We start from the raw sequence: 11594 nt of genomic DNA on the forward strand, positions 1-11594 counted from the left end.
AAATGAAAAAGCTACATGTAGTAAGTGTTGTCGGAACACGCCCAGAGATAATTCGTTTATCTCGCGTACTAGCTAAATTAGATGATCACTGCGAACATACTATTGTGCATACTGGTCAAAACTATGACTTTGAGCTAAACCAAGTGTTTTTTGATGACCTAGGTGTTCGTAAGCCTGATTACTTTTTAGATGCTGCAGGTAAGAATGCGGCAGAAACGATTGGTCAAGTTATCATAAAAGTCGATCAAGCTTTAGAGGAGCTTAAACCTGATGCAATGTTGGTATTAGGCGACACTAACTCTTGTCTTGCGGCTATTCCAGCTAAACGTCGTAAGGTGCCTATTTTCCATATGGAAGCGGGCAACCGCTGTTTTGACCAACGTGTGCCCGAAGAGACCAATCGACGTATTGTTGATCACACGGCAGATATCAACTTAACTTACAGTTCTATTGCGCGAGACTACCTGCTTGCGGAAGGCCTACCGGCTGATCGTGTGATCAAAACAGGTAGTCCAATGTTTGAGGTATTAAATCATTATATGCCTCAAATTGATGGTTCAGATGTACTGTCTCGTTTAGAACTTGAAAAAGGTCAATTTTTTGTGGTGAGTGCTCACCGCGAAGAAAACGTGGATTCTCCAAAGCAATTAGCAAAACTGGCTGAAACTTTAAATACCGTTGCAGAATATTATGATTTACCAGTGATTGTTTCAACACACCCGAGAACTCGTAATCGAATTGAAGCTCAAGGTATTAAATTTCATCAGAACATTCAATTGCTGAAGCCATTGGGCTTCCATGACTATAATCACCTCCAGAAAAATGCCAAAGTGGTTCTTTCAGACAGCGGTACAATTAATGAAGAATCTTCCATAATGAATTTTCCTGCGTTAAACCTACGTGAAGCACATGAGCGCCCTGAAGGAATGGAAGAAGCTTCAGTCATGATGGTAGGTTTAGGTGTGAACCGTGTAATGCAGGCTCTACAAGTATTAGAGACTCAACCTAGTGGTAATGAGCGCCTATTACGCCCAGTATATGATTACAGTATGCCGAATGTATCAGACAAAATGGTCAGAATCATTCACTCGTATACTGATTACGTCAAGCGAGTAGTTTGGAAAGAGTACTAAGCGAATTAACTCGTGGGGCTAACTCACGAGTTGCAAAATAGAGTCATATATGAAAATTCTTTTGTTGACCCAATGGTTCGATCCGGAGCCAACTTTTAAAGGCCTTCTTTTTGCACAAGCTTTACGCGATAAGGGGCATGAAGTTGAGGTTCTTACTGGCTTTCCGAATTATCCAGGGGGAAAAGTGTACGATGGCTATAAAATTAACGGCTATCAGAAAGAGGTTATGGATGGGATAACGCTTCATCGAGCACCTTTATATCCAAGCCACGATGGCTCTGCAGTTAAACGAATTTTTAATTATATGTCGTTTGCGGTAAGTTCTTTTATTATCGGGCTTTTAAAAACTAGAAATATTGATGTTATTTATAGTTATCATCCTCCTTTGACGACATCATTATCAGCTTGTTTATTAGGGTTTTGTAAGAGGGTGCCCTTTGTTGTGGATGTACAAGACTTATGGCCTGATACGTTATCTGCGACTGGGATGGTTAATAACAAGAAAGTTCTTAACGTAGTAGGCAAAGTTTGTGATCTCGTATATAAAAGAGCATCTAAAGTTGTCGTTTTATCACCAGGTTTCAAAAAAAGACTCGTGTCAAGGGGGGTACCTGCCGAAAAAGTCGAAGTTATTTATAATTGGTGTAATGAACCAGCTTTAGATAACTTTGAGCTGACAGATATTAAATTGCCAGAAAACGGAAACTTAAACCTGTTATTTGCTGGCAACCTTGGTTTTGCCCAAGGATTACCTTCTATTGTCAAGGCGGCAGAGATACTACAAAGTAATTGTGTTGGCGTAAATATAGTTTTTCTAGGTGACGGTGTTGCTAAGCAAGCCGCTATAGAGGCTACTGAAGAACTAAAGCTAAATAATGTATATTTTTTACCAAGAGTTTCTATGCAACAAGTTGGTTCGTTGCTTTCTTGTGCTGATATGCTTCTTGTTCATTTAAACAAAAATGAATTATTTGAAATTACAGTACCTTCGAGAACTCAAGCAAACATGGCAATAGGTAAACCCATTATTATGGGGGTTGCGGGCGACGCTTCTGATTTAATTAATAAAGCTAAAGCTGGGATTTCTTGTCAACCTGATAACCCTGAATCTTTAGCTGAGGCTGTAACGAATATCTGTTCTTTGACCGAGTTGGAAAGGTTAAGCTTAGGTGAAGCTGGTAAACAGTATTACGAACAACACCTTTCATTGAAGCAAGGTGTTAATAAGTTTATTTCGATTTTTGAGGAAGTTAAGTGAAAAGAATCTTTGATTTTATCGTATCTTTGACTGCTTTGATTGTATTGTTACCAATCATTGCTTTAGTCGCTTGGAAGATCCGAAAAAACCTTGGCTCCCCAGTTTTATTTCGTCAAACTCGTCCAGGGTTGAATGGAAAATCCTTTGAAATGTTCAAGTTTCGCAGTATGAAAGATGCTGTTGATGCTAATGGTAACCTGCTACCTGACGACCAACGTATGACGCCGTTTGGCGGTAAGTTACGTTCAAGTAGCTTGGATGAATTACCAGGGCTTTGGAATGTTTTAAAAGGTGATATGAGCTTAGTTGGTCCTCGTCCTTTATTAGTGCAGTACCTCCCTCTTTATAACAAAGAACAAGCTCGCCGACATGACGTTCGTCCTGGGGTTACTGGTTGGGCGCAAGTTAATGGCCGCAATGCGATCAGTTGGGAAGAGAAATTCACGTTAGATGTTTGGTATGTAGATAACCGAACATTTTGGTTGGACATAAAAATTTTATATCTAACGGTAAAAAAGGTTTTTGTAAAGGAAGGTATCTCAGCTGATGGACACGTCACTATAGAACCTTTTACTGGCTCAAAAAGCCAAGGCTCACAAAGTCATGATAGTAGTCACTCATGAAAAGCTGCGCAATTTTAGGTGCTAGTGGACACGGTAAGGTAGTTGCAGAGATAGCTGAGTTAAATGGCTATCAAAATATTTCTTTCTTTGATGATCGTTGGCCTAGCTTGACTACTGTCGAGCATTGGTTGGTGTCTGGTGATACAAGTACGCTTTTAGCTAACGTAAAAGAGTATGATCTTACTATCGTAGCTATTGGCCACAACGCAACTCGCTGTGTAAAGCAGCGAGAGTTAAAACAAGCGGGCGCCAAGTTTGGTGTTATTGCACACCCTAGCGCAGTTGTAAGTAAACACGCCAAGATTGGTATAGGTTCGGTTGTGATGGCGAATGCGGTTATTAACCCGTTCAGCAACCTTGGAATGAGCTGCATTATTAATACGGGCTCAACTGTTGATCATGACTGTCAGCTTGCTGATGGAGTACACGTTAGTCCAGGTGCAAATTTAGCTGGCGGTGTCGAGGTTGGTGAAAACTCTTGGGTGGGTATCGGTAGTCAAATTAACCAACTTGTTATCGTTGGCTGTGGAGTAACCATTGGTGCGGGTTCAAGTGTTGTAAAGAATGTTCCAAATTTTCAAACCGTAGTGGGCTCTCCAGCTCATGAGCTTATCAAATCATAAAAATTAAAACTGATTAGGTGACATCGTGCTTAATACATCATTTTCCCCATGGCCTTCGTTTACTCAAGAAGAAGCGGACGCCGTAAGTAAGGTTGTACTTTCAAATAAAGTTAACTATTGGACGGGTCAAGAAGGTCGTGAATTCGAAAAAGAATTTTCCGCCTGGGTTAGCTGTAAATACGCAGTGGCTTTAGGTAATGGTACGCTTGCGTTAGATGTTGCGTTAAAGGCTCTTGGGGTTGGTCAAGGTGATGAAGTGGTCACCACATCACGCACTTTTTTAGCATCGGCTTCTTCCATTGTCACTGCTGGTGCTACGCCTGTTTTTGCGGATGTTGATCTGAACAGTCAGAACATTACTGCGGAATCTATTGAGGCGGTATTAACACCAAAAACCAAAGTTGTGATTGTTGTTCACCTCGCGGGTATGCCTGCCGAGATGGATGCAATTATGGCACTCTCTGAAAAGCATGGCTTCAAGGTTATTGAAGATTGTGCTCAGGCACATGGTGCAAAATACAAAGGCCGTAGTGTCGGTACTATTGGTCATATTGGTGCTTGGTCTTTTTGCCAAGACAAGATCATGACCACAGGTGGCGAAGGCGGCATGGTAACCACTAACAACAAAGACCTATGGTCGTTTATGTGGTCTTATAAGGATCATGGTAAAAGCTTTGATGCTATTTACAACCGCGAGCACCCACCAGGCTTTCGTTGGCTTCATGAAAGCTTTGGTACCAACTGGCGCATGACAGAAATGCAAGCGGTTATTGGTCGTATCCAAATCCAACGCATGGCTGAGTGGACTAAAAAACGTCAAGCAAACGCAGCCGCAATTGAAGCGGGGATTGCTGACCTTCCGATCATTCGTAGTGTAGAAATTCCTGAGTACATTGAACATGCAGAATATAAGCATTATATCTTTATTCGCCCAGAGCATTTAAAACCAAGTTGGAATCGTGACAAAATTGTTGACGCGATTGTTGGGCAAGGTGTCCCAGTATATCAAGGTAGTTGTTCTGAAGTTTATCGAGAAAAAGCATTTGATGGTACAAGTTACAGACCTAAAACGCCGCTAAAGAATGCAGTTGAGCTAGGTGAAACAAGTTTAATGTTCTTAGTTCATCCAACGTTGACTCAAGCAGAAATAAATGAAACTTGCCGCGTGTTACGTAAAGTTCTTTTAGAAGCCCAGAGTTAAGTTGATACACAAACCTTTTAACTCAAGTTAAGATTTTTTATTAAAACGTCAGTATAATGCTGACGTTTTATTTTTATAAGTGGATGATATGGTTAGGCTCAATTACATTTGGAATCTTTCTCGTTTTAACAAGCGAATGATTAGTGTTTTGATTGATTCACTTTTTGTTATAGCTTCGTTTTATGCTGCATATTGGACTCGCATTGGCCATATTAAACCTTTAAATGATGTGCTTAATCAATATGTGCTAATAGGTACTTTGTTGGTTACATTGCTTACATTTAGTAAGTTAGGTTTGTATCGAGCTGTTTTGCGTTATCTTACTTTTCATGCGTTAGCTGTCGTTAGTATAGGTACTTTAGTCTCAGCTACGACGGTGGCGTTTCTTGCATTTTATTTGGATGCATCTGTACCCCGCTCTGTTCCCATTATTTACGGAACTTTCTTATGTCTACTTTGCGGTGGTTCCCGGCTAGTTGTGCGCGTGCTAGTTGCACAAGCTAATAGTAAAGGCCGTAAAAAAGTCTTAATTTATGGAGCAGGGTCTGCAGGGCGCCAGCTAGCATTAGCATTAAGAACGTCTGAAACTCATAAGGTCGTAGGCTTCATTGATGAAGACAAAACATTAGAAAACACTATCATTATGGGGCTGCGTGTTTTCGATATTAGTGAATCTGAATCTGTACTTAATCGACAAAGCGTAGAACAAATTCTACTCGCGATTCCTAGTGCTTCTCGGTCAAGGCGCAAGCAGATTTTAGACTCGTTATTTCATCTGCCAGCTGAAGTTCTTACCGTTCCTGATATGAAAGATATTGTCGAAGGTAGGGCGAGTATTGATGAGTTGAAAGACGTACCAATCGAAGACCTATTAGGTCGGGACCCCGTAGCACCTCAACAGTCACTAATGGAAGCCAATATCAAAGGAAAAGTGGTAATGGTTACAGGGGCTGGAGGGTCGATTGGTTCAGAGCTTTGTCGTCAGATCGTCAAACAAAATCCAACTACCTTATTGTTGTTTGAGTTATCTGAGTTTGCTTTATACCAAATTGACCGTGAACTATCGCTATTGGTGGAAGAACTTAGCCTCGATGTGGATATCATTCCACTACTTGGTTCTGTGCAACGTGTTAATCGTTTAGCTACTGTGATGAAAAGCTTTAATGTTCAAACGGTGTATCATGCCGCGGCTTATAAACATGTCCCTTTAGTCGAGTATAATGTGGTCGAGGGTGTGCGTAATAACGTCTTCGGTACTTACTATACAGCTAAGGCTGCTATTGAAGCGAATGTTGAATCGTTTGTTCTTATCTCAACAGATAAAGCTGTTAGGCCCACAAATGTTATGGGGACAACTAAACGTGTGGCTGAACTCGGACTTCAAGCTTTAGCTCAACAAGAAAAAACCAAACAGAACGGAACGCGTTTTTGTATGGTGCGCTTTGGTAATGTTTTAGGGTCTTCTGGTTCTGTGATTCCTTTATTTAAAAGACAGATAGCTCAAGGTGGGCCGATTACTGTTACCCACCCAGACATAATCCGTTACTTCATGACTATTCCCGAAGCAGCCCAGCTAGTGATACAAGCTGGGGCCATGGGCAAAGGTGGTGATGTGTTTGTACTTGATATGGGGGAGCCTGTTAAAATTACCGATTTAGCTACAAACCTTGTCAACTTATCTGGACTTGAAGTTAAAGATGAACAGCACCCTTATGGAGATATTGAAATCTTGTTCTCTGGTTTGCGACCGGGTGAAAAGTTATATGAAGAGCTATTAATTGGCGACAACGTCGCGCAAACCGCCCACGAGCGGATCATGACCGCCAATGAATCATTTTTACCGATTGATGAATATAAACAGTTGATGGATGATTTAGATGCAGCGTGTCATAACTTTGAGCATGAAAAAATTCGTCAGCTTTTATTGAGTTCTCCAGCAGAGTTTTCCCCTACAGATGGTATAGGTGATTTAGTTTGGTTGCGTAACAATAAGTAATCCAAATACAAATTATAAGGTATTGCTTATGATTTACTCATTTACTTGATTGTGGTTATTATTTATGATGATCAATCAGTTGTTTAAGCTGAGCAACTGATTGAGGGTGTGAAAACTATCCTCTACATATAAACGTTTATATTAATGGAAATCATTATGAAAAAGATGGCTCTAGCAGCTGCATTAGCAGTTAGCTTCTCAGGTGCTGCATTTGCAGCAGAAACGACAGCAGCAGCTGGCACTGGTACTGGCGCGAGCACAGGTACAGCAGCAGGCGCTGGTGCATCTGCAGCAGCAGCGGGCACAGCAACAACAGTTGCAGTAGCGACAGCAGCAGTAGCGGCAGCAGCAGCAGTAGCGGTTGCTTCTAACGAAAGCGGTGCAACGACTACAACAACTACTCGATAATTTTTGAGTAATACATGTTTTAGTTAACGTATGTTTAAAACCATTTTATGTGAAAGCATAAAGTGGTTTTTTTTATATCAGATTTTCATATTGGACAGCAGCAACCAGATTGCTAGGAAGCAGAACTCGTCATGCTTAAACCTCTAATCATATTTCTTGGTCTTTTTCTTGCTGGTTGTTCTCAGCAGTTTCAAGACGTTAATTCCACTTTTGATGAAGCCTTTTTTGGAAGCTCCGATGTTGGGCTATCCAAGGAATACATTCAAACCTTACCGTATTCCAGCATTTATGCAGAAGTGAATGACCAAGGTAAAATCTTCATGGTCTTAGCGTACGTCGGTGAAAATCCGCAAACGGGCGCAGAGCAGTTAAAGTGGATGTCTTCAGACAAAGCGATGATCGTCACTGAAAATGGACGTATCGTACAAACACTATTGCTTCCTTACGAAAACCTCTCTGGTTTGGCATTCCAACCGTTGGATGCATTCTCTTCTGCAAACAGCTCGTCAGCAGATTCTTCTTCTGCGTTTGATGTGTCAGCGAACCCCGGAGCCCAAAAGTGGCAAGCGGTTTACGACTGGCAACCCAACTATCGATTCGGCTATAAAGCAAATATCACCCGAACGTATGCGGGAAATGAAACGGTCGAAACACCGTTAGCGTCAATCGATACTAAGAAGTTCCAAGAAAAGATTAACTTCCCTATGTTAGAGCAAGAGATCACCAACGAGTATTGGGTCGACAGCAAAGGCAAAGTGGTCAAAACCATACAGTATTTAGGCCCTGATATGACAAGGCTTGAGTTAACCGTCCTTAAGCATTATCAAAGCAATTAACGAACAGGGTAATGAACTAAAATGATGAATTATATTAGTCACGCATCAAAAATGACGGGGCGTCGGTTGCCTGTAGTGAGTGCTCTGTTAATGATGAGCGCTTTGTTTGCTTTGAGCTCCGCTTCTGCGGCTTCTAATTTTGTTACACCTGATGGCTCTTCTTTAGTGAAAACAACAATCGAGCTTCCTCTTCAAGGTGTGACGCTTGAGTATAAAGCCAATGTTCGACTACTTCAGGTGTTAGACGATGCTAATGCTAGCTCTAACGTGAATGATCGCAGCAGTATTGGTTATTTCCCCCTTTCAGCTCAACTGTTTGATAAAACCAATACTGAAGCTAACGAATCTAACATAGCCAATCAAGCTATCGAAACAAAAAAGCGCAATGTGCTGAACCAGCTTGAAGCTTTCGCAAGAGAAGAGCCAGAAGCAAACCTAGTGCGCCAACAATTAGCCTCTTTCCAGTATCTCAATAGAGTTTTTATTGAATTAGATCGCAATGCCGTTATCTCGCAATCAGATAAGAACCCGTTACTTGTTTCAAGTTCTCGTACTAACAAGTCGTCGACCAGTCAAACTCAAATGTTTTCTCTGTACTTGCCACAACGACCAACGTCAATTCAGTTAATGGGAGCAATGAAAGAGTCGGTAACAATGAATCTGATTGAGCATGGAACCTTGAATGATTATCTAGATGCATTACCGAACGGTTTTATGGGTGAATCTGCAGATAAAAGCGTGGCTTATGTTGTTCAGCCTGATGGCGTGGTACAAACCATTCAATACGCTTACTGGAACGAACAGCCGGTTTACCTAGCACCCGGTGCCATCGTATTTATGGCGTTTTACTCTTTGCCATCGGAATACTCAACGTTGAACCAAGATATCGTCGATTTGCTACGTCATAAGGTTGGCCTGTAATGCTGAAACAGAAATCATTCCCTCTATCGGCAGTGTGCACAGCGGTTACCTGCGCCTTGTTAATAACGAACAGTGCACAGGTTTTTGCAGAGACGGTTTTTGCCGAAACAACCATTGATTCCTCTTCGATTCGAGCAGAAAAATCATCATTCGACGACATAGAATACAGAACGTCGCAAATGAACTTTGGTGGTGTCGGCCTAATGCAAATGCCAACAGGCCGAATGGCACCAGAAGGCGAGTTTAACTTTAGTGCTTCGTTTAATAATGAATACTACTTTTATAACGTCAGCCTACAGGTGATGCCTTGGCTTGAAACCACCATTCGTTATACACAAGTACAAGACCTGCTTTATAGCGGAGGCACGGACCAAGATTGCTCTCAAAACTCATTCAGTGGTTGTACTAAATACACCGATAAAGGCATCGACTTTAAACTGCGTTTAATCGAAGAAGGGTACTATTTACCGGAAGTGTCGGTAGGCGTACGTGACTTTGGCGGCACTGGCTTGTTCGATGGCGAATTTGTCGCGGCCACCAAACGTTTTGGCCCCGTTGATTTCACCTTGGGCATGGCTTGGGGATACATGGGCACCAGTGGCAATTTCACCAATCCACTGTGTAAAGCCAGTGACAAGTATTGTGAACGCCCGTCTGATTTTAAAGGCAATGGTGGCAGTGTTGACTTTGAGCGCTGGTTTAAAGGCGATGCGGCGATTTATGGTGGTTTTGAATATCAAACCCCTTATAAGCCTTTAACCTTGAAGCTTGAATACGATGGCAACGATTACTCTCAAGATTTTCCAGTAGTAGGTGGTGGTGTCGACATGACACAACACACGCCATGGAACGTGGGTGCTGTGTACCGTTTCACTGATTGGGGCTCAGCGAAAGTGAGCTATGAGCGAGGTGACACTTTAACCCTTGGTTTCGATCTCTCGACTAACTTCAATGAAATGTATTCTGTGTGGAGAGATACTGAAACAGCCGAATTGCGCCCGAGTGGTGTTGAGGCGGTGGACGATATTGATATGGCGGCCCTTGCAGAAAAACTTGAAACAGTCGCGGGCTATGAACAAGCGCAAATCTTGGTAGACGATAACAGTATTGTGGTTAAGGGTACTCAGGTTAAATACCGAGACAGAGATATCGCCCTTGAGCGCGGTGCGACCGTGATTGCCAATGCGGTGCCGAGTTACATCGATACCTACAAAATCATCGAAAACGATAAGTCATTGGAACTCACCGAGACAACGGTAGGTGCTCAAGCGTTCAAAGCGGCAGCTAACAATAGTTATCTCAATGCTCAAACCAGTGACGCAACAAACACTCACGAACTAGAGCGTAAGAAATCCGTGATTTATCATGATGGACGTGAACGATTCGACGTGTCGATTTCACCAAACCTAGCTCAATCGTTCGGTTCGGCTGAAAACTTCTACTTATACAGTTTGGGTTTATACACCAATGCTTCGTTCTGGGCGTTAAACAATGTCGAACTGTCGGGCTCTCTTTACGTTAACTTAGTCGATAACTACGACAAATTTAATTACGAAATCCCATCAGACGGCACTGACCAAACACCAAGGGTAAGAACCTTGTTCCGCTCTTACGTTGACGATCCAGTTCGCTTAGATCGCTTACAGCTGACTTGGTTTGAAGACTACGGCAGCGGTGTCTACACCCAAGCTTACGGCGGCTACCTTGAAAGCATGTTCGCGGGTGTAGGTGGTGAAATTCTTTACCGACCATTCAACCAAAACTGGGCAATTGGCGCAGACATGACCGCAATAAGCCAGCGCGATCCTGAAAGTTGGTTCGGCACGTTTGATCAAGAGATCCAAGTAAACCCAGACGACAGCAACCGAACGTACAAAGTAATCGATAAAGGCACCACTGGCTTTATCACTGGTTACTACACTCCACAATGGGATTTCTTGAGCGATACCTTGCTTAAAGTGGGTGTCGGTAAATTCCTTGCCGGTGACATCGGTACTCGTGTTGATTTCTCTAAGCAGTTCAAGAGTGGTGTGATTGCCGGCGCGTTTGTCAGCCTAACCGACATGACAACTGAAGAGTACGGTGAAGGTAGTTATACCAAAGGCTTCTACGTGTCGATTCCGTTTGATTTAGTGACCGTGAAACCAAGCTCAAGCCGCGCAGGTTTTACCTGGTTACCGATCACGCGTGACGGTGGCCAAGTGCTGAACAAGCAATACAACTTGTTCGATCAAACCGATGCGCGCTCACCTTGGTTCCAAAGACCAAGTAGCGTTAAATAGATCGAAAGCAGATGCGGGTAAACGAGTGATCGTGTATCGAAGAGCGAGAAAAGATAGATTCGGGTAACGAGTAAGCGGGATGCGAAGAGCGAAAAAAGATAGATACGGGTGACGAGTAGACGGGATACGAAGAGCGAGAAAAGATAGATACGGGTAACGAGTAGCGAGATACGAAGAGCCGGGAAAGAGCTGTTTTGAATAATCGAGATTTGAACCTGCTCTTAGCTCTTAGCTCTTCGTTTACTCGTATCTCGCTACTCTCATCTGCTCTTGCGCTCTTAAGCTCTTCGCCACTCGTTCACTCGCATCCCGC

General features: G+C 42.6%; 10 protein-coding genes. All 10 read left to right on the top strand.

Features of this window, described 5'->3' with window-relative positions; genetic code table 11:
- Positions 1 to 2: 2 nt before the first annotated feature.
- The 10 genes from wecB to BCV39_RS10315 all read left to right on the top strand — a co-directional run bounded on the left by wecB (position 3) and on the right by BCV39_RS10315 (position 11281).
- Entirely contained in the window at positions 3 to 1133 is a 1131-nt protein-coding gene (gene wecB, locus BCV39_RS10270; RefSeq protein ID WP_102433553.1) for a UDP-N-acetylglucosamine 2-epimerase (non-hydrolyzing), read from the top strand.
- 49 nt (positions 1134 to 1182) lie between these two features.
- A complete protein-coding gene (locus BCV39_RS10275; RefSeq protein ID WP_102433552.1) occupies positions 1183 to 2391 on the top strand; it encodes a glycosyltransferase family 4 protein in 1209 nt (402 codons plus the stop codon).
- Positions 2388 to 3014, top strand: coding sequence for a sugar transferase (locus BCV39_RS10280; protein WP_102433551.1), 627 nt, complete (start codon positions 2388 to 2390; stop codon positions 3012 to 3014). The genes BCV39_RS10275 and BCV39_RS10280 overlap by 4 nt, the downstream gene beginning before the upstream one ends.
- Complete coding sequence (locus tag BCV39_RS10285; RefSeq protein WP_102433550.1) at positions 3011 to 3637, top strand: acetyltransferase; 627 nt, start codon at positions 3011 to 3013, stop codon at positions 3635 to 3637. Before BCV39_RS10280 ends, BCV39_RS10285 begins: the two co-directional genes overlap by 4 nt.
- 25 nt (positions 3638 to 3662) lie before the next feature.
- The gene (locus tag BCV39_RS10290; RefSeq protein ID WP_102433549.1) at positions 3663 to 4838 is read left to right on the top strand and encodes a DegT/DnrJ/EryC1/StrS aminotransferase family protein; all 1176 of its coding nucleotides are present in this window, start codon (positions 3663 to 3665) and stop codon (positions 4836 to 4838) included.
- Positions 4839 to 4926: 88 nt separating this feature from the next.
- Complete coding sequence (locus BCV39_RS10295; protein WP_102433548.1) at positions 4927 to 6834, top strand: nucleoside-diphosphate sugar epimerase/dehydratase; 1908 nt, start codon at positions 4927 to 4929, stop codon at positions 6832 to 6834.
- Positions 6835 to 6990: 156 nt separating this feature from the next.
- A complete protein-coding gene (locus tag BCV39_RS10300; RefSeq protein WP_004733264.1) occupies positions 6991 to 7242 on the top strand; it encodes a hypothetical protein in 252 nt (83 codons plus the stop codon).
- 131 nt (positions 7243 to 7373) lie between these two features.
- Positions 7374 to 8078 carry a YjbF family lipoprotein gene (locus BCV39_RS10305; RefSeq protein WP_102433547.1) on the top strand — a complete coding sequence of 235 codons (705 nt, stop codon included), beginning with the start codon at positions 7374 to 7376 and terminating at the stop codon, positions 8076 to 8078.
- A gap of 21 nt (positions 8079 to 8099) precedes the next feature.
- Positions 8100 to 8999: a capsule biosynthesis GfcC family protein gene (locus tag BCV39_RS10310; RefSeq protein ID WP_102433546.1), complete on the top strand. Its 900-nt coding sequence runs from the start codon at positions 8100 to 8102 to the stop codon at positions 8997 to 8999.
- Positions 8999 to 11281 (top strand): YjbH domain-containing protein, encoded by a 2283-nt coding sequence (locus tag BCV39_RS10315; RefSeq protein ID WP_102433545.1) that lies wholly within the window; start codon positions 8999 to 9001, stop codon positions 11279 to 11281. The genes BCV39_RS10310 and BCV39_RS10315 overlap by 1 nt, the downstream gene beginning before the upstream one ends.
- Positions 11282 to 11594: the final 313 nt, after the last annotated feature.

Source organism: Vibrio sp. 10N.286.55.E10 (assembly GCF_002872555.1).
Taxonomy (GTDB): domain Bacteria; phylum Pseudomonadota; class Gammaproteobacteria; order Enterobacterales; family Vibrionaceae; genus Vibrio; species Vibrio crassostreae.

Excerpts from the sequence above, each read along its gene's own strand:
- BCV39_RS10285 (WP_102433550.1), top strand. The coding sequence starts at position 3,011 with ATGAAAAGCTGCGCAATTTTAGGTGCTAGTGGACACGGTAAGGTAGTT.
- BCV39_RS10295 (WP_102433548.1), top strand. The coding sequence starts at position 4,927 with ATGGTTAGGCTCAATTACATTTGGAATCTTTCTCGTTTTAACAAGCGA.
- BCV39_RS10275 (WP_102433552.1), top strand. The coding sequence starts at position 1,183 with ATGAAAATTCTTTTGTTGACCCAATGGTTCGATCCGGAGCCAACTTTT.
- BCV39_RS10315 (WP_102433545.1), top strand. The coding sequence starts at position 8,999 with ATGCTGAAACAGAAATCATTCCCTCTATCGGCAGTGTGCACAGCGGTT.
- BCV39_RS10305 (WP_102433547.1), top strand. The coding sequence starts at position 7,374 with ATGCTTAAACCTCTAATCATATTTCTTGGTCTTTTTCTTGCTGGTTGT.
- BCV39_RS10310 (WP_102433546.1), top strand. The coding sequence starts at position 8,100 with ATGATGAATTATATTAGTCACGCATCAAAAATGACGGGGCGTCGGTTG.
- wecB (WP_102433553.1), top strand. The coding sequence starts at position 3 with ATGAAAAAGCTACATGTAGTAAGTGTTGTCGGAACACGCCCAGAGATA.
- BCV39_RS10300 (WP_004733264.1), top strand. The coding sequence starts at position 6,991 with ATGAAAAAGATGGCTCTAGCAGCTGCATTAGCAGTTAGCTTCTCAGGT.